Origin of the sequence: Nonomuraea sp. NPDC049152, assembly GCF_040648355.1 — a bacterium.
Taxonomy (GTDB): domain Bacteria; phylum Actinomycetota; class Actinomycetes; order Streptosporangiales; family Streptosporangiaceae; genus Nonomuraea.
Genome location: NZ_JBEZDO010000059.1, coordinates 1 through 26,118 on the forward strand (window position 1 = coordinate 1; position 26,118 = coordinate 26,118).

Annotated in this window: 27 protein-coding genes and 1 pseudogene; 12 read left to right on the forward strand and 16 right to left on the reverse strand. The window is 69.8% G+C overall.

The window, feature by feature from the left end; all coding sequences use genetic code 11:
* The first annotated feature begins 294 nt into the window (after nucleotides 1-294).
* Genes AB0B45_RS49890 through AB0B45_RS49905 form a run of 4 tightly spaced genes read left to right on the forward strand, consistent with a single transcriptional unit; the run spans nucleotide 295 to nucleotide 2,381 of the window.
* On the forward strand, nucleotides 295-420 hold the full coding sequence (locus AB0B45_RS49890; RefSeq protein ID WP_358145849.1) for a hypothetical protein: 126 nt from the start codon (nucleotides 295-297) through the stop codon (nucleotides 418-420).
* Nucleotides 421-426: 6 nt separating this feature from the next.
* Complete coding sequence (locus AB0B45_RS49895; RefSeq protein WP_358145851.1) at nucleotides 427-1,233, forward strand: helix-turn-helix domain-containing protein; 807 nt, start codon at nucleotides 427-429, stop codon at nucleotides 1,231-1,233.
* On the forward strand, nucleotides 1,230-1,769 hold the full coding sequence (locus tag AB0B45_RS49900; protein WP_358145853.1) for a dihydrofolate reductase family protein: 540 nt from the start codon (nucleotides 1,230-1,232) through the stop codon (nucleotides 1,767-1,769). Before AB0B45_RS49895 ends, AB0B45_RS49900 begins: the two co-directional genes overlap by 4 nt.
* A gap of 6 nt (nucleotides 1,770-1,775) precedes the next feature.
* Nucleotides 1,776-2,381 carry a DUF998 domain-containing protein gene (locus AB0B45_RS49905; protein WP_358145855.1) on the forward strand — a complete coding sequence of 202 codons (606 nt, stop codon included), beginning with the start codon at nucleotides 1,776-1,778 and terminating at the stop codon, nucleotides 2,379-2,381.
* A gap of 64 nt (nucleotides 2,382-2,445) precedes the next feature.
* Here the strand turns inward: AB0B45_RS49905 and AB0B45_RS49910 are convergent, their stop codons facing one another.
* The 5 genes from AB0B45_RS49910 to AB0B45_RS49930 all read right to left on the reverse strand — a co-directional run bounded on the left by AB0B45_RS49910 (nucleotide 2,446) and on the right by AB0B45_RS49930 (nucleotide 7,528).
* Nucleotides 2,446-3,327, reverse strand: a complete 882-nt coding sequence (locus AB0B45_RS49910) for a LysR family transcriptional regulator (RefSeq protein ID WP_358145857.1) — start codon at nucleotides 3,325-3,327, stop codon at nucleotides 2,446-2,448.
* Nucleotides 3,328-3,331: 4 nt separating this feature from the next.
* Nucleotides 3,332-4,222 carry a LysR family transcriptional regulator gene (locus AB0B45_RS49915; RefSeq protein WP_358145859.1) on the reverse strand — a complete coding sequence of 297 codons (891 nt, stop codon included), beginning with the start codon at nucleotides 4,220-4,222 and terminating at the stop codon, nucleotides 3,332-3,334.
* 288 nt (nucleotides 4,223-4,510) lie between these two features.
* Nucleotides 4,511-5,689 carry a serine hydrolase domain-containing protein gene (locus AB0B45_RS49920; protein ID WP_358145861.1) on the reverse strand — a complete coding sequence of 393 codons (1,179 nt, stop codon included), beginning with the start codon at nucleotides 5,687-5,689 and terminating at the stop codon, nucleotides 4,511-4,513.
* A gap of 22 nt (nucleotides 5,690-5,711) precedes the next feature.
* Nucleotides 5,712-7,175, reverse strand: coding sequence for an MFS transporter (locus AB0B45_RS49925; RefSeq protein WP_358145863.1), 1,464 nt, complete (start codon nucleotides 7,173-7,175; stop codon nucleotides 5,712-5,714).
* 89 nt (nucleotides 7,176-7,264) lie between these two features.
* The gene (locus AB0B45_RS49930) at nucleotides 7,265-7,528 is read right to left on the reverse strand and encodes a hypothetical protein (RefSeq protein WP_358145865.1); all 264 of its coding nucleotides are present in this window, start codon (nucleotides 7,526-7,528) and stop codon (nucleotides 7,265-7,267) included.
* Nucleotides 7,529-7,858: 330 nt separating this feature from the next.
* Here AB0B45_RS49930 and AB0B45_RS49935 point away from each other — a divergent pair, with 330 nt between their 5' ends.
* Nucleotides 7,859-8,884 carry a transposase gene (locus AB0B45_RS49935; RefSeq protein WP_358145867.1) on the forward strand — a complete coding sequence of 342 codons (1,026 nt, stop codon included), beginning with the start codon at nucleotides 7,859-7,861 and terminating at the stop codon, nucleotides 8,882-8,884.
* A 268-nt stretch (nucleotides 8,885-9,152) separates the two neighbouring features.
* Entirely contained in the window at nucleotides 9,153-9,518 is a 366-nt protein-coding gene (locus AB0B45_RS49940) for a DUF2809 domain-containing protein (protein ID WP_184759231.1), read from the forward strand.
* A 158-nt stretch (nucleotides 9,519-9,676) separates the two neighbouring features.
* Here the strand turns inward: AB0B45_RS49940 and AB0B45_RS49945 are convergent, their stop codons facing one another.
* The 4 genes from AB0B45_RS49945 to AB0B45_RS49960 form a co-directional block, all read right to left on the reverse strand.
* The gene (locus AB0B45_RS49945; RefSeq protein ID WP_358145869.1) at nucleotides 9,677-10,987 is read right to left on the reverse strand and encodes an FAD-binding oxidoreductase; all 1,311 of its coding nucleotides are present in this window, start codon (nucleotides 10,985-10,987) and stop codon (nucleotides 9,677-9,679) included.
* A 137-nt stretch (nucleotides 10,988-11,124) separates the two neighbouring features.
* On the reverse strand, nucleotides 11,125-11,340 hold the full coding sequence (locus AB0B45_RS49950; protein WP_358145871.1) for a DUF4267 domain-containing protein: 216 nt from the start codon (nucleotides 11,338-11,340) through the stop codon (nucleotides 11,125-11,127).
* A gap of 28 nt (nucleotides 11,341-11,368) precedes the next feature.
* On the reverse strand, nucleotides 11,369-11,794 hold the full coding sequence (locus tag AB0B45_RS49955; protein ID WP_358145873.1) for a DUF4267 domain-containing protein: 426 nt from the start codon (nucleotides 11,792-11,794) through the stop codon (nucleotides 11,369-11,371).
* A 78-nt stretch (nucleotides 11,795-11,872) separates the two neighbouring features.
* Nucleotides 11,873-12,514 carry a hemerythrin domain-containing protein gene (locus AB0B45_RS49960; RefSeq protein WP_183643354.1) on the reverse strand — a complete coding sequence of 214 codons (642 nt, stop codon included), beginning with the start codon at nucleotides 12,512-12,514 and terminating at the stop codon, nucleotides 11,873-11,875.
* Nucleotides 12,515-12,619: 105 nt separating this feature from the next.
* Between AB0B45_RS49960 and AB0B45_RS49965 the strand changes: the two genes are divergently transcribed.
* The 3 genes and pseudogenes from AB0B45_RS49965 to AB0B45_RS49975 form a co-directional block, all read left to right on the forward strand.
* On the forward strand, nucleotides 12,620-15,910 hold the full coding sequence (locus AB0B45_RS49965) for a BTAD domain-containing putative transcriptional regulator (protein WP_358145875.1): 3,291 nt from the start codon (nucleotides 12,620-12,622) through the stop codon (nucleotides 15,908-15,910).
* A gap of 205 nt (nucleotides 15,911-16,115) precedes the next feature.
* Complete coding sequence (locus AB0B45_RS49970; RefSeq protein ID WP_358145877.1) at nucleotides 16,116-16,862, forward strand: TetR/AcrR family transcriptional regulator C-terminal domain-containing protein; 747 nt, start codon at nucleotides 16,116-16,118, stop codon at nucleotides 16,860-16,862.
* Nucleotides 16,863-16,911: 49 nt separating this feature from the next.
* Nucleotides 16,912-17,055, forward strand: a pseudogene (locus AB0B45_RS49975) (dihydrofolate reductase); the annotation flags it as partial.
* A gap of 41 nt (nucleotides 17,056-17,096) precedes the next feature.
* Here the strand turns inward: AB0B45_RS49975 and AB0B45_RS49980 are convergent.
* The 4 genes from AB0B45_RS49980 to AB0B45_RS49995 form a co-directional block, all read right to left on the reverse strand.
* Nucleotides 17,097-18,245, reverse strand: coding sequence for an aminotransferase class I/II-fold pyridoxal phosphate-dependent enzyme (locus tag AB0B45_RS49980; RefSeq protein ID WP_358145878.1), 1,149 nt, complete (start codon nucleotides 18,243-18,245; stop codon nucleotides 17,097-17,099).
* 389 nt (nucleotides 18,246-18,634) lie between these two features.
* The gene (locus AB0B45_RS49985) at nucleotides 18,635-19,078 is read right to left on the reverse strand and encodes a hypothetical protein (protein WP_358145880.1); all 444 of its coding nucleotides are present in this window, start codon (nucleotides 19,076-19,078) and stop codon (nucleotides 18,635-18,637) included.
* Between the two features lie 11 nt (nucleotides 19,079-19,089).
* The gene (locus tag AB0B45_RS49990; protein WP_358145882.1) at nucleotides 19,090-20,301 is read right to left on the reverse strand and encodes a hypothetical protein; all 1,212 of its coding nucleotides are present in this window, start codon (nucleotides 20,299-20,301) and stop codon (nucleotides 19,090-19,092) included.
* A gap of 560 nt (nucleotides 20,302-20,861) precedes the next feature.
* Nucleotides 20,862-21,440, reverse strand: coding sequence for a TetR/AcrR family transcriptional regulator (locus AB0B45_RS49995; protein ID WP_358145884.1), 579 nt, complete (start codon nucleotides 21,438-21,440; stop codon nucleotides 20,862-20,864).
* A gap of 77 nt (nucleotides 21,441-21,517) precedes the next feature.
* Here AB0B45_RS49995 and AB0B45_RS50000 point away from each other — a divergent pair, with 77 nt between their 5' ends.
* Complete coding sequence (locus AB0B45_RS50000) at nucleotides 21,518-22,339, forward strand: NAD(P)H-binding protein (protein WP_358145886.1); 822 nt, start codon at nucleotides 21,518-21,520, stop codon at nucleotides 22,337-22,339.
* Nucleotides 22,336-22,527: a pyridoxamine 5'-phosphate oxidase family protein gene (locus tag AB0B45_RS50005; protein ID WP_358145888.1), complete on the forward strand. Its 192-nt coding sequence runs from the start codon at nucleotides 22,336-22,338 to the stop codon at nucleotides 22,525-22,527. The genes AB0B45_RS50000 and AB0B45_RS50005 overlap by 4 nt, the downstream gene beginning before the upstream one ends.
* On the opposite strand, the gene AB0B45_RS50010 is transcribed toward AB0B45_RS50005, so the two are convergent.
* Entirely contained in the window at nucleotides 22,500-23,039 is a 540-nt protein-coding gene (locus tag AB0B45_RS50010; RefSeq protein WP_358145890.1) for a dihydrofolate reductase family protein, read from the reverse strand. The genes AB0B45_RS50005 and AB0B45_RS50010 overlap by 28 nt on opposite strands.
* A gap of 81 nt (nucleotides 23,040-23,120) precedes the next feature.
* Here AB0B45_RS50010 and AB0B45_RS50015 point away from each other — a divergent pair, with 81 nt between their 5' ends.
* Complete coding sequence (locus AB0B45_RS50015) at nucleotides 23,121-24,032, forward strand: LysR substrate-binding domain-containing protein (RefSeq protein WP_358145892.1); 912 nt, start codon at nucleotides 23,121-23,123, stop codon at nucleotides 24,030-24,032.
* A 31-nt stretch (nucleotides 24,033-24,063) separates the two neighbouring features.
* Here the strand turns inward: AB0B45_RS50015 and AB0B45_RS50020 are convergent, their stop codons facing one another.
* Together AB0B45_RS50020 and AB0B45_RS50025 are read right to left on the reverse strand one after the other, a co-directional pair.
* Nucleotides 24,064-25,548 carry a CocE/NonD family hydrolase gene (locus tag AB0B45_RS50020; protein WP_358145894.1) on the reverse strand — a complete coding sequence of 495 codons (1,485 nt, stop codon included), beginning with the start codon at nucleotides 25,546-25,548 and terminating at the stop codon, nucleotides 24,064-24,066.
* Nucleotides 25,512-25,937, reverse strand: a complete 426-nt coding sequence (locus AB0B45_RS50025; RefSeq protein WP_358145896.1) for a hypothetical protein — start codon at nucleotides 25,935-25,937, stop codon at nucleotides 25,512-25,514. Before AB0B45_RS50025 ends, AB0B45_RS50020 begins: the two co-directional genes overlap by 37 nt.
* Between the last annotated feature and the right edge of the window lie 181 nt (nucleotides 25,938-26,118).

Here is a 26,118-nt window from a genome sequence, read left to right on the forward strand (position 1 = left end):
GCTCGGTGACACTCGCCACCGGGGTCCTGATCGCGATGGGCTGGGTCTCCCTGGTCGCCGCCCGCTTCCGCACGTCCGTCTGAATCACCCACCACTTCAGCCCGCCGGAGAAGGCCTGGAAAGCCGACCCGGGCTCCTGACCAAGGTGGCCCGAGGCGGAGTTCTGCTGAGAGCCCGTCGCACAGCCAAACCGCGCCGACCACGCCAACTGCCCGGTCGGAGTAGCACAGGAGGACATGGAGGAGAGCAATGCGAGACGCGATAGCCGGGCCTGACGGCTCAAGAATGCGATGGGTGGAGATCACCGGTGCCGAACCTGCCCGCGTGTGCGTGCACGGTGCCGGAGCGCAGGCGGCGGCGTACTTCGCCCACGTGATGACGAACCCGCGGGCGTTCGCCGAGTACGCCGCCCGACGCTGACGCGCCATGTCCCTCGTTGTCTTTTTGCTGATCCCGCAGGTGCACCTTCTCGACGTGGCCGGTCCCGCTCTGGTCTTCTCCACCGCTGACGACCTCGGCTACGCGCACACCCTCGCCTATGTCGCCGAGGCCAGTCCGGTCCTCAGCGCGCAGGGCCTGGAGCTGCAGGCGCAGACCGCATGGCCGCGCCTGGCATCCGACGATCTGATCATCGTGCCGGGCCGGGGCGACCAGGCCCCGCCGGTGAGCAGGGAGACTCTGCGCCGTCTGCGCGGCCACCACGCGGCGGGCGGCACGGTGGCCGGCCTGTACGGGGGCGCCGACGATCGGGCCGTCACCTCGACGGGCGTGGCCGGAGGCATCGACCTTGCTCTTCACCTGCTGGGCGTGCGGCATGGGCCGTACGCGGCGGGCCAGGTGGCCCGCGCCCTGCTGAGCCATGTCCCCCGTGACGGTACGGCGACGCGGGTCAGCCCGATGCTGCTACGGCGCTCGCACATGGACGAGGCGGTGCACCGTATCCAGGACCTGATCGAGTCCCGTTTCACCGAACAGCTCCCGCTACGCCTGCTGGCCAAGGCGGCGGGATGCAGTGAACGGACCGTGACCCGGCTGTTTCGCCATGCGACCGGGATCACTCCCTTGGCCTATCAGACTGCCCTGCGTTTGGAACGTGCTGAGCACCTCCTGCGGCAGGGTGCCACCACCGAAGTCGCCGCGCGCGAGGCGGGCTTCGGGGACACCAGGACGCTGCGCAGGCTCCGCGCCCGCGCGGCGTCACCAGAAGAAAACCCAACAAGGAGATACACATGAGCCGCAAGATTGTGGCCGGGCAGTACATCTCGCTCGACGGCGTCGTGGAGTCGCCCACCGAGTGGCACTTCCCCTACCTCAGCGACGAGATGGGCGCCGCGCTCGGCGAGATGTCGGCCGCGGCCGACACCCTGCTGCTGGGCCGGGTGACCTATGAGGCCTTCGCCTCCGTCTGGCCGCACCAGAGCGGCGAGATGGCCGATGCGCTCAACGGCATCCCCAAGCTCGTCGCCTCCACCACCCTCAAGGAGCCCGCCTGGCAGAACTCGACCGTGATCGAAGGCGACGTCATCGCCGCCCTTAAGGAGCTCAAGGAGCAGCCCGGCAAGAACATCAACGTCACCGGCAGCATCACCCTGACCCAGACGCTGCTGCGGGCCGGGCTCGTCGACGAGCTGCGGCTGCTGGTGCACCCGATCGTGGTGGGCACCGGCCGCCGGCTCTTCCCGGACAGCGCCGGCCAGGTGCCGCTCAAGCTCACCCGATCGGTCACCTTCAGCACCGGCGTGCTCGACCTGACCTACCAGCCGGCCTGACCGGCGATGACGAGAATCCTTCTGGCCTGCGGCATCGTCGCGGGCCCGTGGTTCCTGGGTCTCGCGCTGGTCCAGGGGCTCACCCGCGAGCCCTTCGACTTCACCCACAACGCCATCAGCCAGCTCAGCCTCGGTGACCTGGGCTGGATCCAGGTGACCAGCTTCGTCATCACCGCCTGCCTGGCGATCGCCGGATCGATCGGGCTGCGCCGGGCGCTGAATGGCGGTCCCGGTGGCACGTGGGCACCACGGCTGGTTGCCGTGTTCGGGGCGTCGTTCCTGGTCAGCTCGGTGTTCAGTGCCGATCCCGGGGCGGGGTTCCCCGACGCCGGCCATCAGGCGGCCGTGCTCAGCACCCAGGGCGCCATCCACATGGCGGGCGCCATGGTGGGGTTCCTGTCGCTGTGCGCGGCGTTCGTGGTGATGGGCCGGCACTTCGCCGCCCGGGGTGAGCGCGGGTGGGCGATCGCCTGCCGGCTCGTGCCGGTCGGCGTGCTGGCCGGGTTCGCCGGCTCCTCGGCCACCGTGATGGCGTTCACCGCCGGAGCGGGGCTGGGGCTGGCGTGGCTGGCCGTGGTGTCGGCCCGCGTGCGCACCTCGGTCAACGCGTAGGCGGTGCCGTACCTATGAAAGAAAGGCGGCCGGGTCCCTGCAGGGGCCCGGCCGTCTTTGCCTGTCAGAGAGTGCCGAGATCGCGGACGACCTGGGCGAAGGCGCGGATCATGTCGTTCTCCGCCTCACCGCGCCAGGCCAGGCCGTAGTCCAGCGCGGCCATGTCACCGATGGGCAGAAAGGCGATGTCCGGGCGGTTCCAATAGCGGCTCACGTGCACGGGGAAGGTATTGACGATCTCACCCGCGCTGATGAGGGTGAAGATGTCGTCGACGTTCTCGATGTCCGGCCCCCGCTCGATGCGGTTGCCCCTGGGCGTGTGCCACGGCGTGTAGCTCTCGGCCCAGTAGTCGGGGATCGGCCTGCCGCGCGCGACCGGGAAGTCGCCGAGCATCTCGAACGTGGCCGAGGTACGGCCGGCCAACTCGTGGACGACGGACACGGCCAGCACCCTGTGCTCGGCGAACATGCGCGGCCCCACGACGATGTCGGGCTCCTGGACGGGCAGCCAGGTGACCAGCATGTCGACGTCGCCACGGCGCAGTCCGGCGAAGGGCTCGACGAAGGGGGCGTGCCGTAGGCGCAGCCCCCACTGCGGGTGGCGGGAGCGAAAGGTCTCCCAGTAGCGGCGCAGGTCATGGGCGTTGGCGGGGATCATGCCGATGCGCAGCACGCCGGTCTTGCCCTGCGCGGCCAGCCTGGCCCGTTCCATACTCTCCTTCAGCCCCTGATAGATCGGGGCCAGATCCCGCCGGAGCTGCTCTCCCGCGGGCGTCAGCCGTACGTTGCGGCTGTCGCGGTGGAACAGCTCCGCGCCGATGCCGCGCTCCTGCTTCTTGATCGCCTGACTGACCCGGGCGGCTGACACGTGGAGCCGTTCGGCGGTGCGGCCGAAGTGCAGCAGGTCGGCCAGCGTCAGGAAGATCTCGATATCGCGCAGTTCCACTGTTCTACCGGGTCAGGGAGATAGGGCCCAGGTCGCGTACGACCTCGGCGAAGGCGCGGATGACGTCGTTCTCGGCGCTGGTGCTCCAGATCAGCGTCATCTGGAGCGGGGGCGCGTCGTGGATGAGCGCGTAGGCGATGTCCGGTCGCGTGTAGTAGAGGGTGGCGCGGTAGTGCCCGGGGGAGACCGCCTCGCCGGTGGACAGGATGGGGAGCATCTCTTCGGTGTTGGACACGATCGGCCCGATCCGGATCGGCCGCCCGCTGGGAGTCCGGAGCGGCACGAGCGCTTCACGCCAGTAGTCGGGCTTGCAGCCGCCCATCACGATCTCGTCGCCGAGATCCTCCAGCGAAACCGATGCGCGGCCGACGAAGCGGTGGGTGGCCGCCATGGCGAGCACGGCGGAGTCGGTGTAGACGAGGGGGCCGACGGTGAGATCTGGCTCGAGGACCGGCAGCCACAGGATCGCCACGTGGACCCTGCCATCACGCAGGGGCCCGAAGGGGTCGCCGAAGCCGATCGTCCGAAATTGTGGTTCGTAGCTGGGATGGCGGGCCGTGAACGCGTCCGTGATCGGGCGCAGGTCCTGGGCGTTGCTGCTCAGGATGCCGATGCGCAGCACGTCGGTCTTGCCGCGGGCGGCCAGCCTGGCCCGTTCCATGCTGGTCTGCAGGTCCCGGTAGACGGGGGTGAGATCGTCGCGCAGCCGTATCCCCGCGGGCGTCAGCCGGACGTTGCGGCTGTCGCGGTGGAACAGCTCGGCGCCGATGGCGCGCTCCTGCTTCTTGATCGCCTGACTGACCCGGGCGGCCGACACGTGAAGCCGTTCGGCGGTGCGGCCGAAATGCAGCTCTTTGGCCAGCGTCAGGAAGATCTCTATATCACGCAGCTCCACGTTTCCTCCTCTCGTCAGGCGGAGGAGAAGAGTGACATATGTGCATTGTTCACCGCAAAACAGACGCCTCCCGGAGCAGGACGCGCCGGAAGGCGAAAGGCCAGGTCATCAAGCGTGGCCGGGTTGTGCGCTTGTCCAGATCGGTCCGAAGGTTGACCGGGTGCGGCACTCCGCGGGCCTGTACCGCTGGGGTACTTGGGGTGCCGTGTTGGGCCGGACCGCCGTACCCACTGATCAGGCAGGCCGATGCCGAAATGGCGCCTGGTGGCAGCGAGGTTGAGGGCACCCCTACTTCTTGGCGCAGAACTTGGCCTCGATGACGCCGAGGGCGCCGCCGATCGCGTTGTTCCAGTCGCCGTTGGTGTTGACGGCGACCATCTGCTTGCCGTCGCGGCTGGCCATCAGGTACGTGTAGGTGCCCTGGATGTAGCCGGCCACTCCGTAGGTCGTGACGCCGCAGGACAGCTTCTGGGAGAAGACACCGGTGCCGTAGTGCGTGTTGGGGATCCACAGGTTGCCCGTGGTGTCGACCATGTGACCCCACATCTCGTCCTGCTGCTTCTTCGGCAGGAGCTTGCCGGTCAGTAGCGCGTTGACGAAGCGGCTGAGGTCGGAGGTGGTCGAGACGATGTTGCCGGCGGCCCAGCCCCAGGAGGGGTTGTAGTCGCGCAGGTGGTAGACCTTGTCCTCGGGCTTGGCCGTGGTGCTGAGCTTGGAGTAGAGCTCGGGGTGCGACCCGCGGATCTTGGTCTCGTTCTTGCCCGGCATGTAGGTGCTGCCCAGGCCGAGCGGGCGGATGATCAACCGCTTCATCTCGTGGGCCAGGGTCTTGCCGGTGGCCTTCTCCACGATCAGGCCGGCGAGGTAGTAGTTGGTGTTGGAGTACCACCAGCCCTCACCCGGCTTGCGGCCCTTGTAGGGGCCTTTGGCGAGGGTGTGCTTGACCAGCTGCTCCGGCTTCCACTGACGATGGCGGTACTTCAGGAACTTGGGCGTGTCGTAGATGCTGTTGAGGGGTTCGAACAGGTAGGGGTTGTCCAGGCTGCTGGTCTGGTTGAGCAGCATCCGGACGGTGATCTTGCTGCCGTCGTTGCCGTTCTCGTCGACCAGGCCGGGCAGCCACTTCTCGACGGTGTCGTCCAGGCTCAGCTTGCCCTCGGCGGCCAGAAGCAGCACGGTGGTGGCGGTGAAGGCCTTGGTGGCGCTGCCGATCCGGAACCGCTCGCCCTTCTCGCGCTTGCGACCGGTCTTGGTGTCGGCCACGCCTGCCGTACCCCACCAGGTCCTCTTGCCGTCACGGACCTCGGCCACCATGCCGGGGATACCGCTGGCGGCCACGACCTGCTCCAGCGCCATCTGGACACCGGCCTGGTCAGGCGCCTTTTCCGCCGTCGCGGCTCCGGCGCTCCCGGCGATCACGCTGGCGGCAAGGGCGAGGGAACCGGCAACGCGGACAGTGGTCTTCATCAGAGTGCTTCCTTTCAGAAAGTCAGGCAGAAACGGGGGTCTTGTCGGTTCGGGGGGTATTGGCGGCATGGGCGCCGACCTGGCGGCCGCGCAGCAGGATCAGAGCGAGTACGGCGGCGCCCAGGACGCCGGCGGCCGCGGCCAGGGAGGTCGAGGACATGGCCGAGGCGTACGCCTCGCGGGCGGCGGCGGCCAGGGCGGGGTTGGCCACGGCCTCGGCGATGGAGGTCGGGGAGCCCGCGGGCATGGCGGCGGTGAAGCTACCGGTGGCGATGCTGCCCAGGGCGGCCACGCCGAGCGCCGCGCCGGCCTGCTGGATGGTGTCGTTCAGCGCCGAGCCGACACCGGCCTGCTCGGCGGGGATGGCGCCCATCAGCGCGGCGATCGCGGTCGGCATCGCCAGGCCGGCGCCGGCGCCGAGGACGAACTGGCTCACGGCCACCATGACGAAGCCGCCGGAGGTGGTGGCCAGCAGCGCGAACCCGGCCGCCATGACCAGCATGCCGAGGACCGCGGTCAGCTTGTTGCCGAGCTTGGCGCCCAGGCCGGCGCCGACGCCGTTGAAGATGAGCGAGGCGATGGCCAGCGGGATGAAGGCCAGACCGGCCTGAGTCGGCGTGTAGCCGAGGACGAACTGCAGGTACTGGGTGAGGACCAGCAGCAGGCCGCCGTTGCCCACCTGCACCAGCGTCAGCGACAGGCTGCCCCCCGCGAAGTCGCGGTCGCGGAACAGCTTCAGCGGCACCATCGGGTACGGCGTGCGCAGCTCCCAGCCGATGAAGGCGGCCAGCGCGACCACGGCGACGCCCATTGAGATCCAGTTGATGCCGTGGGCGAACTCGTTGATCGTCCACACCAGGGCGACCATGCCGACCATCGACAGGATCGCGCCCAGGGGGTCGGGCTTGACCTGCGGTCCCTTGGACTCGGGCATCAGGGTGCCCGCCGCGAGGATGGCCAGGACCGCGATCGGGACGTTGATCCAGAAGACCGACTCCCAGCCGTAGGAGGCGATCAGCGCACCGCCCAGGACCGGTCCGCCGACCAGGCCGAGCATGGCGACCGCGCCCCAGCCGGCCATGGCCTTGCGGCGCTCGTTCTCGTCGGTGAAGACGGTGATCATGATGGACAGGGTGCTGGGCATGACCAGCGCGCCACCGATGCCCATCGCCACGCGGGCGGCGATGAGCTGGCCTGGGCCGGTGACCAGGGTGGCGGCCAGGGAGGCGAGCCCGAAGAGGGCCAGGCCGATGATCATGATTTTGCGCCGACCGTACCGGTCGGACAGGGAGCCGGCGGTCAGCAGCAGGCCGGCGAAGACCAGCATGTAGGACTCGAGGATCCACTGCATGTCCTGGGCGGTGGCGCCGAGGTCGGCGGCCAGCGACGGGACCGCGACGGTGAGGGCCATGTTGTCGACGACCAGGACGAGCGTGCTGAGACACAGCACGACGAGGATCAGCCAGCGGCGTGGGTTGGGGTTCATGAAACCTCCTGCGAATGATGTTCTCGTGCTGCGAACACTGTACGCGATAGGGAATGGTGCGCACAACTGCGCATGATGTTCCGTGCTGGTCAGCCCTGAGTGGGCGAAATCCACTCCACGAGCTGGACGACGACCCCGTTGGGATCGGTGAGCTGCAGCACCCACTCGCCCCACGGCTCGTGGTGCAGCGGGACGGTGATGGGAGCCCTGCCGCCGGTCTGCGGCAGCTCGGCGAGATCCCCGACGTGCCGGACAGCGACGGCGACGTGGACGAGGCGGGGGTGTAGAGGCCACGGTTCCCGCGGCAGGCCATCTCCGCCCCGGCCCCGGCCACACGCGTTGGCTTCGGACACGATGTCAAGCTCTCCATGCCATCCGCTCGCTCCGGCAAGCACCCCCGACACCGGCAGACGATCTTGAGGTCGCGACTCCGTCCGGGCCAGCACGATCGCACCAAACCACCGACAGGCCAGCCCCGTGACCAGCATTGTGTGAGTCCTTGCTGTGTGGGTGTGCCTTTCACAGTGCTCACGGCGGCAGATGACCAGTAACGCCAAAACCACAGGTGTCGATGTGGAGATGTCGTGCTCTGATGACATCTGTCACTCGGGTTCGGTGCGGCCCCGCCGCCCGGTGGACGCTGTTGGCGAATTGATCAAAAAGGAAGCGGCCCGCCCAAGCAGATGGCGACCAAGGTCGAACTCGCCAACCAGACCGGAGCGGACGGGATGCGGCTGCTGCTCGCCGTCTATTCCAAGGAAGCCCCGCCGTGGCTCAGGAACGTCCCGGCGGTGGAGATTCTGCGGCGGATCTGGATTCAGGAGTTCCGCGATGAGGAAGGACGAGTCCGGTGGCGCACCTCCCAGGAGCAGCCGGCTTCATCCGCGCGCCTGGTCTCCCCCTACGACGAGGATGCACGCGTCGGGGTCAAGCGCGATACCCAGTGGGACGGCTTCAAAGTCCACCTCGCCGAGACCTGCGATGACGGCGAACCCCATCTGATTACGGACGTTGCGACGACTCCGGCACCCGGCAGCGACTACGGCGTGCTGCCCATCGTCCACGAGGGATTGGTCGAGCGCGGGTTGTTGCCGGCCGAGCACCTGGTCGACGCCGGATACATGAGTGCCGACGTGGTCGTGGCAGCCAAGCGCGACCATAACGTCGAGATGGTCGGGCCCATGATGCCCGGCACCAGCTGGCAGAAGTCTGGCGAGGGGACCATCCCCGTCAGCGCCTTCACCATCGATTGGGACAACGAGACGATCACCTGCCCGCAAGGCAAGATCAGTAAGCGATGGGCGCACGAGGTGGACAAGGGCGGCAGAGAGGTCATCAGGGTCCAGTTCGCCCGGAAAGATTGCACGCCGTGTCCCGTACGGCCCCAATGCACCCGGGCCAGCATTCCCCGCCGCCGGATCACGCTGCGAGTCCGAGAGCAATATGAGGTGCTTCAACAGGCCCGCACCAACCAAGACAGCCCCGAATGGAAGGCCCGCTACCAGGCCTGTCAGGGCATCGAGGGCACCATCGCCCAGGCCGTCAACCGGTTCATGGCCAGGCGGTCCCGCTACCGCGGGACCGCCAAGACCCATCTTCAGCACCTGCTCACCGCCGCGGCGATAAACCTCACGCGGATCGACGCGTGGCTGATGGGCGTGCCCCTCGCCCCGACGAGGACCTCACACTTTGCGGCGCTAGCTGCATAGGAATTCAGCCCACATAAGGTCAAAACCCACATTCGGTGGATCATGAACGGGTGTTGGAGTGCTCTTCCTCGCACCACGCGGGGCACTGTTTCATCTGGTCGGGCCTCATTCCGAATGGATCGTCACTACGTTCCAGCGTGCTGGCATGCCGTCGCCATGGCACTCCACCGCGGTCGCTGACCTGCCGCAATCAGCATGCCGCCATAAGGGACGAGCTCTATGATCAGGTTCGTCCTGATCGTTGAGATTCGGAGAAGATGTCAATCTCATGCGCCGTGCCATGGTCCTTCTGGGTGGCGTCGCCCTCGCCGTCGGCGCGTTCGCCCTCTTCTACCGGGGCCCGGGACAACCGTTCATCCGCGGTTACGTGAGTGACGTCGGCGCCACCATGCTGGTCTACGCGTTCTTGGGGCTGCTGTGGCGCACCACCGCCGCACGCCGCACCCTGGCCACGGCCGCGATCGCCGCCGCCGTCGAGTTCTACCAAATAGTCGGCATGACCCCGCCGGGCATCGGCGGTGTCCTGGTCGGCGCGTTCCCCGACCCATGGGACCTGGTCGCCTATGCCATCGGTGTGGTCGCGGCTCTGGCCTGGGAACGCCGATTGGTCCGATCCGGTGATCAGACCGGCTGACTCTCGGACTCCACCCCACCGGCACGCTGACGGTACGGATGCCCCACAGCGGCGAGGTCATCGGGTTCGTCCTGCGCGGCCGGACCAGGCATAGGTACGAAACCCTCAATTCGCCAACAGCGTCCCGGCGGAGGGGCCGTGACCTGCTGGGAACCGATCTATCCGAGCACCGGGTAGTTCGCGCGGAACACGTTGTGCGGGTCGCGGGCCCGCTTGATCTCCCGCAGTCGCGCGAGCGCGCTGCCGGAGAAGGACTTCGCCGCCGTGTCACCGGGGGACAGCACGGTGTACGGCTTGCGGCCGCTGATGTAGGCCTCCAGGTCGGCCACGACCTCGGCCTGCTTGGCGCGCGTCGCATCGGCCGCGTGCGGCAGGCCGAGACCCACCAGTCCGAGCAGGTACGGCTCAGCCACCGCGCCGCTCGCACCGGCCCCGCCGCCCGGCTCGGCGAGCGCCCCGCCTAGGTGCCTGATCTGCACGTTGATGAGCGGTTCGACCGGCTTGGCCAGCAGGAGCTCCACCGCGTCCCCGTCCAGGCCGGTGAGCAGCTCCGCACGCGCGATGGACGGGGCCGGGTCGGTGGGCTCGGCGGCGATGCCACCCAGGCCGGCGACCGGGACGACGCCGCGGCTGTCGGAGATCGCGCCCTCGATCTTGTCGATGCGCGCCAGCAGGTCCTCCCCCTGAGCCGCCTCACCCAGGTAGGCCAGATCCAGCGTGACCATCGGCGGTGCGCCGGGTGGCTGGAGCCGGTTGATCCAGACACTGAGTTCACGCGGCGCCTCGGCGGTGATCTCCAGGAACGCGTCGTACACCTCCCTGGTCCGGTGCTCCGGCCAGATCACGCGCCCGCCGTACAGGACTGGCGCGGGATACAGCTCGAGTTCGAGGGCGGTCACCACCGAGAAGTCCCCGCCACCGCCGCGTAGCGCCCAGAACAGCTCGGGATCGGACTCGGCGGTCACCCGGCCCGGCTCGCCCTCGGCGTCCACGATGTCGATAGCCCGCACGCTGTCGGAGGCCAAGCCGTACTTGCGGCTGAACCAGCCGACCCCACCGCCCAAGGTGTAGCCGGTCACGCTGACCCCCGGCGCGCTGCCGGACAGGCCGGTCAGACCCAGCGGACCGGCCGCCGCCAGCACCTGCCCCCACTTCACGCCCGCGCCCACCCGGACCACGCGCTCCTCCGCGCGTACCTCCACCTCGTTCAGCAGGCCGGTACGCAGCAGAATCAGGCCTTCCACATCACCCGAGGCGCCATGCCCGCTCGGCTGCGCGGTCACCGTCATACCCGCCCACCGCGCGTAACGCACGAGCGCCGCCACGTCATCGGCATCCGCGGCCTCCGCCACGGCCGCCACCGGCTGCCTGACGGTGAGGTTCCACGCGGTGGCCGCCTGTTCAAAGCCGTCGTCATCGGGCAGGAGCACGCGCCCCTTGAGGACACCGCGCAAATCGTTGATCGTCATCGTCGTCTCCCTTTTTCGAGTTCTCACAAATGCGGGGGAACACCGTGCTGCGCCCTGACCGCGCTGTTCTGGTCCAGCCCGACCGGCTGCTGGATGGCGGGACGCTTCAAAGAGCTCCGGCCGCCGGACCGCGTGGTTTACGCGATCAGCAGGAGCGCGCTGATCGCCAGCATCACCGCGGCGGTGGCGCCGTGGATGCCGTAGGCGACCGCCTTGGGACCGTTGCTGCGCAGCACGATCACCGCGTCGCCGACGGGTATGGCGCTGGCAGCCAGCATGAACCAGCCCAGCAGGTGGGTCGTCCCGCCGGCCAGCACGATGAAGATGACCAGCCCTGAGGCGATGTCGCGCACGCGAACGCCGACACGCGCCAAGGTGGCGTCAGGCGGGCTGCGGGGCGGGCGTCGCCGGAGCGGCCGCGACCTTGCGGGTCTCGCGCATCATCAGCAGGCCGTTGACCACCATCAGCGTCGCGGTCAGGCCGTGGACGCCGAGCGCGGTGGCCACGGAGCCGTGGTGGGCCAGCACGGTGGTCATGTCGCCGTACGCGGCGAGGGCCTCCACCAGCAGCACCCAGCCCAGCGCCCGGCGGTGGCCCGTCACCAGCAGGATGCCCAGGACCAGGGCCAAGACGACGTCGCGGATTCCCTTGATGATCAGGAAGCCGTCGCCGTCGCCGGACGGCCAGCTCGGCAGGCCGAAGCCCGGCGCCGTCGTCTCCGGGCTCAGGATGAACTCCACCCCGAACCAGAGGATGAAGAGGATGAAGGCGGCGGCCAGGACGGTGTTGATCTTCTTCAGCGACATTGTTCTTCTCCTTGCGAGCCTTTGTGAGCTTGGTGCGCTTCGTGGAGCTTGGTGGGCTTGGGAGTCGTGTGGGTCTGGTCAGGCGGCGCGGACGCGGCTGATGTGGCGGGCGTAGCGGGGGCGGCCGATGATGTGCCAGATGCCGCGTACAGGAGCGGGAAGGGCGGACAGGAGCGTGGCGCGCTCGGCCGGGTTCGCATCCTCCAGGACGAGGCCGAAGAGGGTGAGCAGGGTGAACTTGGGCGTGTTGGCCACCAGGTGGTCGCCCAGGGAGGCCCATTCCTTTTCGGTGATGTGCTCGGCCGCGAGCGGAAGGAGAGTGGCCTCCTCGTCGTCGAGGTGCTCGAGAAGCACGGCCCGGTGGTCGGCTAGGGCGGCCACGAGCGTGTCGCGCTCGTCCGCCCCGGCGGCGGCCTCCCACGCCGGGACCGCCGCGTCCAGCCTGGTCAGCGTGGCCGCGACGCGCTCGTGCTGGGCCTCCATGCGCAGCACGATGTCGGCCTCCAGATCGACCCGGGACAGCAGCGGCGGCCACAGCAGCTCGTCCTCGCCCTCGTGGTGGTTCTTCAGTCCCAGCCGGTAGTCGCGGAAGTGGTCGGCGATCACCTTGGCGCGAGCGGTGTCACCCGGGGCCACCGCCGCGACGAGCTCCATCAGCAGCCGCGACTCTCGGCGGAAGGCGCGGTGGACGATCTCCATGTCCTGGGTGTTGACGCTCATTTCGTTCCTGCCCTTCATCGGTTCGACGTGTTAAGGCTGCTCCGGGCGTTTGGAAGGCACTTGGAACTGACTTGGAACACCCGCGCGCGTACGATGTCCCACGTCATGGTCTTGATTCGGGTTTTGGGCTCTTTCGGCGCCGAGGTCAACGGCGAGTCCGTTCCCCTGGGCGGGCCGCGGCAGCGCGGCGTCCTGGCCCTCCTGGTCGCGGCGCGCGGACAGGTCGTGTCGGTCGACCGGATGATCGAGGACCTCTGGCGCGGCGAGCCGCCATCCCGTGCGCTGGCCTCCCTGCAGGCGTACGTCTCCAACCTGCGCCGGCTGCTGGAGCCCGGCCGCCCGCCCCGAACCCCGGCCCGCCTCCTGGTGAGCGCCTCCCCCGGCTACGCACTGCGGCTGCCGCCGGAGTCGGTGGACGCGTGGCGTTTCGAGGACCTGCTCGACGAGGCCCGCACGCTCACCGAGCCTCAGGCCGCCCGCGCCCGGCTGGCCGAGGCACTGGGCCTATGGCAGGGACCCGCGTTCGCCGAGGTCGCCGACGAGCCGTGGGCCGCCGCCGAGACCGCCCGCCTGAACGAGCTGCGCCTGGTCGCCCGCGAGCTCCACGTCGCGGCGGGCCTGCGGACGGGCGGCCCCGCCTCGGTGGTCCCCGAGGCCGAGCGCCTCACCCGCGACGAACCCCTGCGCGAAGAGGGCTGGCGCCTGCACGCCCTAGCGCTGTGGAGCAGCGCCCGCCAGGCCGACGCCCTGGCGACGCTCCGCCGCGCCCGCGCCACCTTCGCCGACGAACTCGGTCTCGACCCCGGCCCCGACCTGGTCGCCCTGGAAGAGGCGATCCTCGCCCAGCGCATCGACATCCTCCGCACGGCCGTCCCCCCACCCCCGGCCACCACACCCCCACACGCCACGCCCTCGCACGATGCGCGCCTGCACGACGCGTCCCCGCACCGCGCGGCCCCGCACGACGCGACCCTGCATCGCGCTGCCTCTTTCGTGGGGCGGGAGGGCGAGCTTGCCGCGCTGGTTTCGGCCGCCGGGGAGGCTGCCGCCGACGGGGCGCGCGTCGCTCTTGTCACCGGGGAAGCGGGGCTGGGCAAGTCGACGCTCTTGGAGCACCTCGGCGCGCACTTGGAGCGCGACGGCTGGCTCGTCGCCGCCGGGCGTTGTCCGGAGGTCGACGGCGCGCCGCCCGCGTGGGCGTGGGTCGAGGCGCTGCGGGCCGTCGCCGCGACCGTTCCTCCGGGGGAGTTCGCGGAAGACCTGGCGCCGCTGCTCTCCGACTCCATGCCGGTGGACAGCGACGCCGCCGCCGGGCGGTTCCGGCTGCGCCGGGCCGTGTGGGGCTGGCTCGCGGCGGCCGCCACGGAACGGCCGGTCGCCGTCGTGCTGGACGACCTGCACTGGGCGGACACGACCACGCTGGTGCTGCTCGGCGGCGGCGTCAGCGTGCGGGCCCCGATCCTGGTCGTCGCGGCGTACCGCCCGGACGAGAGCGAGCACCTCACCGAGACGCTGGGCGCGCTCGCCCGCACCGCGCCGCTCCGGATCGCGCTGCCCGGGCTCGACGGCGCGGCGGTGGCCGAGCTCGTACGGGCCGAAAGCGAGGCCGACGACGCGACGGTGGCGGGGATCGCCGAGCGCACCGGCGGCAACCCGTTCTACGTGCAGGAGAGCGCGCGGCTGCTGAACGGCGAGGGTGCGCTGGTCGCGCTCTCCGAGGTCCCCGAGGGCGTACGGGACGTGCTGCGGCGGCGGCTCGCGCGGCTCCCCGACGGCGCGGTGCCCGTCCTGCGGCTGGCCGCGGTCGCCGGGCGGGAGAGCCCGGTGGACGTCCTCGTGCAGGCCGCCGACACGGGCGAGGACGGCGTCTTGGACGCGCTGGACGCGGGCGTCATCACCGGGCTGCTCGACGAGCCGGGGCCGGGGCGCGTCCGGTTCGTTCACGCGCTGGTAAGAGACACGCTGGTCGCCGACGTCAGCCGGTTGCGCGCCACCAGGATGCACGCCCGGATCGCCGAGGCGCTGGAGGGCACCGGCGACATCGCCGCGCTGGCCCATCACTATGCACGAGCGGGGTCGCCGAAGGCCGTCGGCTATTGCGTGCGGGCCGCCGAGCTGGCCGAGGCGCGCTACGCGCACGACATGGCCGCCGCCCTCCTCGCCGACGCAGTCGCGAACTCCGCCGAACCGGAGGAACGCATCAACCTGTTCGGCAGGCTGCTGCGCGCGCAGATCAGGGCCGGGGCGGTGGCGGCGGCGCGGGACACGCGGCGGCAGGCCGTGGAGCTCGCCGAGTCCCTCGGGCGCGACGACCTGATGATCGCTGCGTTCACCGCCTGGACCGAGCCCACGCCCTGGCAGGCCCGCGCGTACGGCACCGTGGACCGGCCCATCGTCGACCGCCTCAGCCGCCTGCTCAAGCGGACGGACCTGGTGCCCGAAGTGCGGTCCCGCCTGCTGACCGCGTACGCCGACGAGCTGGCGGGCGAGGACGATCCGACGGTGATGGAGGCGGCGCGGGAGGCACTCGACCTTGCCACCGATCCCCGCATCCGGGCCGCGGCGCTCCAGGTGCTGGCGCGCGCCTCCGGCGGTACGCCCGGGCAGGACGAGGCCTGGCGCGAGCTGCTGGAGATCGGCCTCGAGCACGACCTGCCCGTCTACCGCGTGACCGGGCTACTCAACCAGGCCACCGGCGCCGCCGCGGCCAACGATCCGGCGACCCTGCGCGAGGCGGTCGAGGAGGCCCTCGGCCTCGCGCGCACCTACCGGATGCCCGAGGCGGTCGGCGTCGCGGAGATCGCGCTGGCGACCCTGGTGCTCATCGAGGGCCGGTTCGCCGAGGCCGAACGCCTCTACACCGAGGCCACCGAACGCATGGAACGCGCCGGATCCGGCCACGCCGCGGGCTTCCTCCGCCTCGCACTGGCTGCGATCTGGCTGAACGACGGCACGCTCGGCGACCACCTGGACGAGGTGTGCGCCCTCCACGAGACGTTCGGCCCGATGGTCGCGGACCTGCTCGCCCTCGCCCTCCACGCCGCCGGCCGTGACGACGAGGCACGACGGGCCCGCACGTCACCAGGCCCGAGCCCGATCCGCCCCGACTTCTACTTCACCTTCCTGACCACCCTGCGCGCCATGGCCGTCATCGCACTGAACGACACCGGCGCCGCCGAGGAGTGCTACGCGGCCCTGCTCCCCCATCGCGACGGTCCTCCGGCCGGCGCCACCAACCTGTCGCTGGCCGTGCGCCCGGCCGCCCACACGCTCGGCGAGCTGGCGCTGCTGCTCGGCCGCGACGACGAGGCCGCCGCCCACTTCGCCCGGGCCGCCGCCATCGCCGACCGCTGGAACGCCCCCCACTGGTCCGCCCCAGCCCGCGCACACCTCTGACCAGCCCAGCCCTGACGGAAGATTCGCAAACCTTTGCGCTGCCCTCGGGGCCGGGGGCTGTTCCGTTAGGGGCCCCACCGGAACACCCGCCAGCGGAGACAAGGCCCCAGGTCGCACATGGTGCGGCAGGACGTCGGCCCTGTCTATGCTGTACGCATGTGCGCACAGTGTGCGCTATGCTGGGTGCCGGAGGAGAGGAGCTCACATGCCGGCACCTGACGACCAGTCCATCCCCTCGGTGTGGGCACGGCCCCGCAAACAGCGCGAACAGCCGACGCTCAGCCGCGAATCCATCGTGACCGAGGCCATCGGGCTCCTGGACGCCGAAGGCGTGGAGAACCTCTCCATGCGCCGCCTCGCCCAGCGCCTCAACGCCGGAGCCACCTCCCTCTACCGGCACGTCGCCAACAAGGACGAGCTCATCGAACTCGTCGTCGACGAGGTCTACGGCGAACTTAGGGTGCCCGACCCCGACGACCCCGACGCCGCCGCGGGCTGGCGGGCCGCCATCGCCGAGGGCGCCCACAGCCTGCGCGCCATGATCCTGCGCCACCCCTGGGTGGCCGCCGTCCTCGGCCAGGTCGGCCTGGCCTCCCTCGGCCCCAATCTCGGCCGTCAATCCGGCCGTATACTCGCGCACTTCCGCCAGGCCGGGTTCCAGGCCGGCGAGGCAGGCCAGGCCATGGACACGCTCATCGCCTACGTCATCGGCATGACCACCAGCGAGGCGGCGTACCTGTCGATGCTCGCGCGCAGCGGCAAGACCGAGCAGGAGTGGATCGCCAGCCTCCGGCCGCTCACCGAGCAGGCCGTGCGCGACGAGCCGATGCTCACCGACCTCTACGCCGCGATACAGGGGGAGGACCCGGCGAAGACGCGGGACGCGAACTTCGGCTACGGGCTGGAACGCGTCCTCGACGGCCTGGCCGCGCGCCTCGGCCCACAGGGCTGACGCCTCAGGGCCGGCGGCCTGGCCGCGCCCCAGCCGGCGAGGCGCCACGCTGGTCAACCATCTGATCGTGAACGGCCTGATCGACGAGCTCAAACTCCTGCTGCGCCCCGTCGTGGCGGGCGCGGGCAGGTATCTGTTCCCGAACGGCGTGGCGATCACGACCTGGACGCTCGCCGGAACCACCGTCTTCGGCTCCGGCGCCGTCGTCCTGGACTGCCGTCCCGCCGAATATCCTCAGCCGACCGCTTCGCGCATACGCCGGAGGATCTCTTCCAGGATCGGACCGGATGTCGCGAAGTTGAGCCTGGCGAAGCCCTCGCCGCCGGGCCCGAAGCTGGGGCCGTTGCTCAGCATGACCTGCGCCCGCTGCAGGAAGAAGGCGCTGGGGTCCATGCCGAGTGCGAGCTGCTTGCAGTCGAGCCAGGCCAGGTAGGTCGCCTCGGGAACGTGGGCGCGGATTCCCGCGGGAAGGGAGTCGGCGATCAGGCGGCGGTTGCGGGCGAGGGTGGCTCGTACCTCGTCGAGATAGGAGTCGCCGTCCTGCCAGGCGGCCAGGGTGGCGAGCACGCCGAGCGAGTTGACTTCTCCGAACAGCAGCGGCGGCTGGGCGGCCAGCGCCTTCTGGACGCGCACGTCGCCGACGTGCGCGACCGAGCACCGCAGTCCCGCCAGGTTGAACGCCTTGCTGGCCGAGGTCAGTGTCACGGTGCGTGCCGCGACCTCCGGGTTCAGCGAGGCGAAGGGAACGTGTACGAAGGGATCGTGCACGAGCTCCGCATGGATCTCGTCGGAGATGACGAGGAGATCGTGCCGGGCGGCGATCTCCGCAAGGCCGCTCAGTTCCTCGCGGGTGAACACCCGGCCGGTCGGGTTGTGCGGGTTCACCAGGACGAGCACCCGGCACCCGTGCCGGGCCACGTCCTCGGCCAGCCGGTCGAGGTCGAAACCCCAGCCCGTGCCGTCGTCGAGCATGGGGATGGGAACGAGCCTGCGGTCCATGTCCGTCAGCGTCTTCAAGAACGGGGAGTAGGCCGGCGTGTGCATGGCCACGGCGTCACCCGGCCGGGTCATGACGTGAAGAACGACCTGGAGCGCTTGGATCAGCTCCGTGAAGACATGGACACGCGCCGGGTCGAGGATGAGGGCATAGCGCTGGCTCATCCGCTCGGCAAAGGCGTCCCTGAGCGGGTTCAGCGAGGGCTGATCGTCCCAAGCCGGATATCCCAGGTCCACGTCGATGGCGTGAGCGAGCGCGTCCCGGACGGCAGGCGGCACGGGGAAGTCCATGTCGGCGATCCACGTGGGCAGCACGCCGGGCCCGGCGGCGGCCCACTTCACTCCGGGACGCCGGCGCAGAGCCTCGAGATCAAGGTTGTCGAACAAAGGAACGCTCCATTCCTTTACCCACGGTGACAATTGGTTGGATATTAGCCCATTGATGTCATCGGGTTCCGGCTGCGGTCCGCTCCGCCAGGTGTGGGAGCCGGAACACCAGGAGACCGCTCATGATGGATGCGGCGGTGGAGCCGAGCGCCCGCCTGATGTTGGAAGTGCCGGCCCGGCAGTGCACCTGCATGGGACTGGACGGCCTGGTCGCCGCCGTGTAGCCGCAGGCCGAGCGGGCACTACATCGAGAGCGACTGCGACCGGATTTGACGCCCTGCCGTTGATGACCTGGCGGGACTTCGCCGTTCCGGTCTGCGGCCACCAGTAGAGATTCCCTTGAAGCGCACGCACGACATGCTTCGGCCGGATCCGCCCGGTGCCAATGATCAGGACAGGACGGAGGAGAAGCCGTCGAGCCGCACCCAGGTGATCGTGCTGGCGCTGGTGCCGCCGAGCACGATGAGGGTGCCCCTGATGTCGGCCTCCACCCGGCACACGCTCAGCCCGTTGTGGTTGTTGCGCGGGCACAGTCCGCGGGTCAGTTTCGGCACCGGGAGTCCGGCGGGCAGGGTGCCCAGCGGGCTGTCGCTGGTGTAGGAGACGTGGGCGCCGCCGCGTAGCTGCAGGAAGTCGGTGCCTGCGACGCGTACCACACGCGCCTGGGGCGGTGCGTCGGCGAAGGGCTTGGCGGCGCCGGTGAGCGTGATGGGTTTCCAGGGGGACACGACCTCGACACCGGAGGCGGCCGCGGTGGCTGGGGCGGCGGCGAGGGTGACGGCGGGCAGGGCGGCGGCCGCGGTGAGCAGAGTGCGGCGGGTAGGGGATCGCATGGGGTATCCCGTCACTTCCAGGGAGCGGTGAAGCTGTCGAGGTCGATCCAGGACAGCGGGTGGGCGGAGCTTGCGCCATAGACCCGGAGCTGGCCGGAAGGGGTCGCCTCGACTTGGCAGGCGGCGTTGCCATAGCTCATGTTGCGCGGTACGGCGGCGCGTACCGGCAGGCTCGGGGTCAGCCAGGGCGGCAGGTCGGCGACGACGGACGGCTCGGTGAGGTTCGGGCAGCCGAGCGAGCCGCGCAGTTGGAGCTGGGTCAGTCCGCCGACGCTTATCAGCCGGGCCCGGGGCATCCGCGCGCCCGTGTGGCCCTCGAACCCGGGGACCAGCGCTAGCTTGCTCCAGTCGGCCAGCACCTTCACACCCTGCACCGGCGGATCGGAGGTGAAGGCGCACACGCTTGCCTGCCGTCCCACCGGGGCGTCTCCGCTGAAGCCGAACAGCAGACTCACCTGATCCCCCAGCGGCTCGAGGGCCAGCCCCTCGGGTTCGCGGCGTGGCAGGCCGGGCAGCGCGGTGACGGGGGTGACGACCGGGGTGCGGTCCGGGTCCCGCCAGGAGACGAGCGAGATGCGGGCGTTGCTGTTGTCGTAGGAGTCCGACGGGTCGCCGTTGTAGAGGTAGAGCAGGTCGCCGATGGTGGCGAACCCCTGGAAGGTGCCCACGACCGAGGGTGGGTGCGCGATGGTGGCGGCGGGGGTTCCGGAGACCTTGCCGGTGGCCGGGTTGATGGGGTGGCGGCTGTAGAAGTAGCCGGAGGGGGTGCGGTAGCGGAGCGTGAGCCAGTTGCCGATCGGGTCGACGGCGGGGGCGCAGGTGAGAGTGTCCGGGTCGGGCGAGTAGGGCTTGGTCAGGACATCGGAGGTCATGTCGATTCTCTGGCCGGGCAGGTACGGGAAGCGGGTGACCCGGGTGCCGAAGCCCTTGCGGACCGGTCCGGCCTCGCACCACAGATGGGTACGGCCGCCGATGTGCTGGGCGCCGATCTGGTAGCCGTGTCCGAAGCCGTCCAGGTGCATCCAGTCCAGCACCTCCCCGGTGGTGCGGGAGACCCGGTTGACGCAGAGGTTGCCCAGCTCGTCGGCGGTGTTGGCGTCGCGTAACTGGACGAGGTACAGCTCGTGGGTGACCGGGTCCACGGCCGGCGACTGCATGGCGGGCCCGTGATGCAGCCTCGTGCCCGCCAGTACGCGCGTCCAGGGGCCGGATAAGTCGAACATGCGGGAGATCGTATAAGGGATGATCAAGGCGGAGGCGGCGGGATCGTGTGGCTGAGCCGTACCACCGCCGTGCCCGTCGTCGCCTCCAGCAGCTCATGCAGGGTTGACGCCGAGATCTGCCGGCGCTGTTCGCAGGGCTTGGAGGCCCTCTGCTCGGGTCCGTGCCATGAGGACGTTGCCGCAGGCCACAGTGGGTGACGGAGGCATCGCCCGAGTGTGGGTGCGGTCTGCGGCGGGATCTCCCGGTTACTCACGGCTACGTTGCGTCTGGTGACGCGGACCCGAGCGCAGGGCGCTCATCGGGGCTGCCCGGGGGTTGTGGACTGACCGGATCGGTCCGAAAGATGGCCAGGTGTCCGATGGCTGGGCGTAGTCGGCAGGTGTGCGACCGCGACGATCCGCTGGAACGCTTGCCGCCCTTGTGGTGTGAGCTGCACGTAGGTGCGCCAGCTGGTCACCGTTCCGCGTCACAACGACTCGCCGGGTCACCCGCTCCACCCGCCCCTAGCCCGCCGACAGGCCGCGACCCGCATGCGTCGGCCCTCGCACGTCCGAGGTGCTCACAGAGAGTTCAGCCAGGAGACGAGCCGGGCTCCCTCGCGTGTCATGATCTCCGGGTCCCGCAGCGCGTTGGCCAGCAGCGACATTCCCTGATACGCGCCCACCAGGGTCACAGCGAGCGCGTCGGGATCGGGCTGCCCCAGCTCGCGGAACTGGCGGGCCACCCAGTCCAGCAGCAGCCGGATGAGGTTGCCCGCCGCGATGTCCAGCCCGCCCTGCTCACGCTTGTCCAGCTCGGCGGCGAGCGTCCCGGTCGGGCAGCCGTAGAGCGAGGCTACGTCGCGCTGGGCGATCCAGCCCTCCACCAGATGCTTGAGTCGGTCGCGCGGGTCTGGCAGGCGGTTCAGCTCGCCGGTGATGAGCTCCAGCTGGCGTTCGTGCTCGGCGAGCGCGGCCGCGACCAGCTCGTCCTTGGTCTTGAAGTAGTAGTACACGTTGCCCACCGGGACATCGGCGGCACGCGCTATGTCGGCGATGGTGGTGCGCTCAACTCCCTGCCGGTGAACTACCTGGGCGGCGGCTGCCATCAGGCGCCTGCGCTTGGCTCCGGCGGCTTGCACTCGCTGTGAGTCAGTCACCCCACTAACTATAGGTGCCAGAGTGTGTTAACGTTTCTCTCAGTCAGCCAACTGACTCAGAACTGAGGGAGCTCATCATGATCGTTGTCACGGGTGCCACGGGGAACGTCGGCCGGACCCTGGTGCGGCTGCTGGCCGGGACGGGCGAGCAGGTCACCGCGGTGGCTCGCCACATCACGCAGGCCGACGTCCCAGAAGGCGTGCGCGCAGTCGCCGCCGACCTGAGTGACGTCGAGAGCCTGCGCCCGGCGCTGGAGAGAGCGGACGCGCTGTTCCTCCTGGTCGCCGGGGAGGACCCGCAAGGGCTGGTGGGGGCGGCCAAGGCCGCGGGCGTCCGCAAGATCGTCCTGCTGTCCAGCCAGGGAGCCGGGACCCGGCCGCAGGCCTACCGGCACGCCGGGATGTTCGAGGAGGCCGTGCGAGAGTCTGGGCTGGGCTGGACGATCCTGCGCTCGGGCGGTATGGCCTCCAACGCCTACGCGTGGGCCGAACCGGTCCGCCTGCACCGCACCGCTGCCGCACCCTTCGGCGACGTGGGCCTGCCGTTCATCGACCCCGACGACGTAGCCGCCGCCGGGGCTGCCGTCCTGCGTGAAGCCGGGCACGACGGCGCCACCTATGTTCTGACCGGGCCTGCGGCGACCAGCCCGCGCGAGCGGGCGGCGGCGATCGGCCAGGCGCTGGGCGAGCCGGTGCGCTTCGTCGAGCAGACCCGGCAGGAGGCCCATGAGCAGATGGCGCAGTTCATGCCGCTGCCCGTGGTCGAGGGGACTCTGGCCATCCTCGGCGAGCCCACCCCCGAGGAGCAGCGCGTCAGCCCGGACGTCGAGCGGATCCTGGGCCGCGCCCCGCACCCCTTCGGCGAGTGGGCCGCGCGCAACGCCGCCGCCTTCCGGTGAGCAAGAGCCGTCCGGCGATCCAGGCCTTCCCGTCCGAGCCGCGCGTGGCCACCCTGACCACCCTGCGGCCGGACGGCGCCCCGCAGGTCGTGGCCGTCCGCTTCACCTGGGACGGCCACACAGGCCTGGCCCGCGTGCTGACGGGCGCCACGGTCGCTTTTTATCCCCCGAAGCCGACCGGGCGGTAGTCCAGGACGACGGCGCCGGAGCTGAAGACAGTGGTTCCGGCGAGCGCCCAGGTCGTGATGGCCACGCCGCTCGGGAATAGATGCCGGCCCGCGCCCACCACGACGGGGCGCAGCAGCAGCTTGAGCTCGTCCAGCAGGCCGTGCTCGATCAGGTGGTTGACCAGAGCTGCGCTGCCGTACACCAGCAGGTCCCTGCCGGGCTCCCGCTTGAGCTTGGCAACCTGTTCGGCGACGTCGCCTTTGATCACGACGCTGCTCCAGTCCGCGTCGCTCAAGGTCGTGGAGGCCACGTACTTGGGAATCGAGTTCATCCGGGCGGCGAAGTCGTCCTCATGCGTCATCGCCCGCCATACCTTCGACATGGCGTCGTAGGTCCTGCGCCCCAGCAGCAGCGCCCGGCTGGCGAACAACTGACCGCGCTGGAACTTGTCCTCCTCTTCGTCCCAGAACGGCGTGAACTCCTCCAAGACCCCGTCCATGGAGATACGAACCACCGCGACGATCTTGCTCATTCCGCCAGTCTGCAACAACACGCAAGACCGAACAACGAGACATAATCGAACGAACCTTTAACTGGGCTCAACGGAGGGCTTGTGCTCGAACGGCTTGAACTGGAGGCCTTCCTCACCCTGGCCGAGGAACTGCACTTCGGGCGCACCGCCGAACGCCTGCACGTGACCACCGGCCGGATCAGCCAGACCATCAAAAAACTAGAGCGCCAGGTCGGCGCGCCGCTGTTCGAACGCACCAGCCGCGAGGTACGGCTCACCGCTCTGGGACAACAGCTGCGCGACACCCTGCTCCCGGCCTACGAGCAGATCGGCGCCGGCCTCGAACAGGCCGTCACCGCCGCCCGCGGCGTCACCGGCACGCTGGGCGTCGGCTTCTCCGCTCTGTGGTCGGGCGATCTTGTCGTCCAGGCAGCCGACCTCTTCCGAGTCCGTCACCCCGACTGCGAGGTCCACATCCAGGAGGTGCCGCTGGGCGACCCGCTCGGGCCGCTACGCAACGGCAAGCTGGACCTCCAGCTCACCGAGTTCCCCATCGACGAGCCCGACATCGCCGTCGGTCCTGTCATCTTCTCCGAACCCCGCGCGCTCATGGTGCCCGCCGACCATCCCTTCGCCGGGCGGGAGACGGTCTCGCTGGAGGACCTCGCTGACGCCGTCCTGCTGCCGATGTCCGGGAACATCCCGGACTACTGGCTGGACTACCACTACCCGCGCGTGACCCCATCGGGCCTGATCATTCCGCATGGCCCGCCCATCACGTACTGGCAGGAAGTGCTCTCCCACATCAGTGTCGGCAAGGGCGTCTCGGTCGTCGCCAACCGCGGTGCCCGCTACTACACCCGGCCCGGTGTGGTCTTCGTGCCTTTCAGCGACGCCCCGCCCATCGAGTACGGGCTGTTGTGGCGGGCGGGCGAGGACAACGCCCGCGTTCGCACGTTCATCCAGATCATCCGCGAGATCCACCCGCCTGCGGGCCGGAGCGGACGAGGCTGACGGAGGCGACCGTAGGCGAAGATCGGTCGAGCTATCGTCCGCTGGGTGTGCCGGTGACCAGCGGCAGCGTGATCGAGGTGCCGGCCAGGTCGACGGTGACCTTGGCCCCGGTGCCGGGTTCGGCGGTGCCGAGGTCGGCGTTGGTTCCGGTCAGCACCAGGCCCAGCCGGTGCCCGGCCTTGAACTCGTAGTCCTGCGGCAGCATCTTCCAGGTGATCTGGTACGGCCTGCCCGGCTTCAGCGGCGTCTGGCGGCTGAGCGACGTGTGGTTCTGCGCGTCCATGATGCCGCGGGTGACCACGTTGAAGTCGGAGGTCACCGTGTTGTCGACGGCCCTGCGGTAGCAGCCGTCGTCATCGGCCGTGCCCTGGCCGACGCAGTCGTCGCTGTCGAGGAACTTGAAGCCGTACGCGCGATGCGGATCCGCGCCGATTTCGCTGTGGTTGATGCGGGTGTCGGTGCCGTAGTCGACGAGCATGACGCCCAGGTTGGCGGTCGGCTTGTCCAGCTTGAGGCGCAAGCTCACCGACGGTGTGCCCGACAGGCGTGTCGCGTTCTTCAGCGGCGGGGTCAGGTAGGCCAGCCGGTTGGGGTTGACGGTGGCCGGGTCGGTGGCCGTCGCGGTCTCGCTCTGGAGGGTGTCGAGGTAGCTGCCGGTGCCGGTGGAGGGCTTGCGGCCCAGGGAGCCGTCCCGCTGCGGTCGCAGGGTCGTCGTCCGCGCGGCGGGTGCGGGCCAGTCGGCCTGGGTGATCCACCGGTCCGGGCCGAGCTGCACGTCGGCGCGCGGGCGGCGCATGATGTCGTTGCCGATGCCCATCAGTTCGTGGTCGAACCACTGGTGCAGGGTGTTGACCCACACCTCGCGGCGGGCCCAGAACGGGTCCAGGTGCCCGTACTGGGTCACCCACGCCTTGCGCTGCACCGTGCGGGGCAGCTGAGCCCACCACTCGGAGAACTGGTTGCCCATCACGTTGCGGTCCTGCATCCCCACCACCGAGAAGACACTGGCGCGGACGTTGCGCGCTTTGGAGATCGGCCCGTTGCGGTAGTCGAGTTCGCGCCAGTAGGCGTTGTCGTTGCCGGTGGCGTCGTCTGAGCCCTCGGTCATGCGCCGGTGGACTGCCGCGCATTTGGCGGGCGGGTCCTCATCAATCCACTTGGCCATGTGCTCCTGGCCGCCGGTGAAGTCGGTCAGGGTGCCGTTGGCGCGCCACATGTCATACCAGCTGCTGGGTCCCGCCAGCGGCACGATCGTCTCCAGCCCCCGCACCCCGGTGCCGGCCACGCCGATGGCCAGCCCTCCCTCATACGAATGGCCGATCATCCCGGTACGGCCGGTGGTCCAGGTGGCCTTGACCGGCGCGCCGTTGTCGTCGTAGGCGATCGCCCGGCCGTTGAGCCAGTCGATGACCGCCTTGCCGCCCAGCACGTCAGAGGGGCCGCCGGTGGTCGGGCAGCCGTCGGACAACCTGGTGCCGATCACGTCGACGGACACGAACGCGTACCCGCGCGGCACGAAGTAGTTGTCGTAGAACAGCGGGAACTTCGTCGGTTTCCGTTGGCGTCGTACTTCTTGTGATCCAGCTCGAAGCCGGCGCCGGGCTTGTCGAAGTACGGGCTCTGATGCATGATCACCGGGACTTTGAGCCCGGAATCGGACTCCTTCGGCCGGATGATGTCCACCCGGACCAGGTCCTTCTTGCCATCGCCGTCGCTGTCGACCGGCGACTCCACCTGGACGTGCTCGCGGATGGCGTCCTGGTAGGAGAAGACAGGCTGCGTCGCCCCACCGGAGACTTCGATCGTCGGCTCCGCTGTCGCGGATGCGGCGGGAGCACCGCCGACCACGAGCGCGGTCGCGAGTGGGACTGCGGCGAGCAACGCTCGCCGTTGCAAGTTGGACATGTGCATCCCTTTTGGGTCGTTCGTAACAAGCGGTGGCTGTGCGGGTCGGCGTGCCGTCAGGCGGCGTCGAGGGCGGCGGTGATCTTGCGGATCATGTCGGCCAGGGTGGGGCTGGGCCGGCCCTGGTGGGTGCGGGCGGCCGCCTCGATGGCGAGGATGACGGTGTCGCGGAAGTTGCCGG

Coding starts and splice junctions, on each gene's coding strand:
- AB0B45_RS49895 (WP_358145851.1), top strand. CDS start 427: ATGTCCCTCGTTGTCTTTTTGCTGATCCCGCAGGTGCACCTTCTCGAC.
- AB0B45_RS49900 (WP_358145853.1), top strand. CDS start 1,230: ATGAGCCGCAAGATTGTGGCCGGGCAGTACATCTCGCTCGACGGCGTC.
- AB0B45_RS49905 (WP_358145855.1), top strand. CDS start 1,776: ATGACGAGAATCCTTCTGGCCTGCGGCATCGTCGCGGGCCCGTGGTTC.
- AB0B45_RS49920 (WP_358145861.1), bottom strand. CDS start 5,689: ATGAAGACCACTGTCCGCGTTGCCGGTTCCCTCGCCCTTGCCGCCAGC.
- AB0B45_RS49925 (WP_358145863.1), bottom strand. CDS start 7,175: ATGAACCCCAACCCACGCCGCTGGCTGATCCTCGTCGTGCTGTGTCTC.
- AB0B45_RS49935 (WP_358145867.1), top strand. CDS start 7,859: ATGGCGACCAAGGTCGAACTCGCCAACCAGACCGGAGCGGACGGGATG.
- AB0B45_RS49940 (WP_184759231.1), top strand. CDS start 9,153: ATGCGCCGTGCCATGGTCCTTCTGGGTGGCGTCGCCCTCGCCGTCGGC.
- AB0B45_RS49945 (WP_358145869.1), bottom strand. CDS start 10,987: ATGACGATCAACGATTTGCGCGGTGTCCTCAAGGGGCGCGTGCTCCTG.
- AB0B45_RS49955 (WP_358145873.1), bottom strand. CDS start 11,794: ATGTCGCTGAAGAAGATCAACACCGTCCTGGCCGCCGCCTTCATCCTC.
- AB0B45_RS49960 (WP_183643354.1), bottom strand. CDS start 12,514: ATGAGCGTCAACACCCAGGACATGGAGATCGTCCACCGCGCCTTCCGC.
- AB0B45_RS49965 (WP_358145875.1), top strand. CDS start 12,620: ATGGTCTTGATTCGGGTTTTGGGCTCTTTCGGCGCCGAGGTCAACGGC.
- AB0B45_RS49970 (WP_358145877.1), top strand. CDS start 16,116: ATGCCGGCACCTGACGACCAGTCCATCCCCTCGGTGTGGGCACGGCCC.
- AB0B45_RS49985 (WP_358145880.1), bottom strand. CDS start 19,078: ATGCGATCCCCTACCCGCCGCACTCTGCTCACCGCGGCCGCCGCCCTG.
- AB0B45_RS49990 (WP_358145882.1), bottom strand. CDS start 20,301: ATGTTCGACTTATCCGGCCCCTGGACGCGCGTACTGGCGGGCACGAGG.
- AB0B45_RS50000 (WP_358145886.1), top strand. CDS start 21,518: ATGATCGTTGTCACGGGTGCCACGGGGAACGTCGGCCGGACCCTGGTG.
- AB0B45_RS50010 (WP_358145890.1), bottom strand. CDS start 23,039: ATGAGCAAGATCGTCGCGGTGGTTCGTATCTCCATGGACGGGGTCTTG.
- AB0B45_RS50025 (WP_358145896.1), bottom strand. CDS start 25,937: ATGTCCAACTTGCAACGGCGAGCGTTGCTCGCCGCAGTCCCACTCGCG.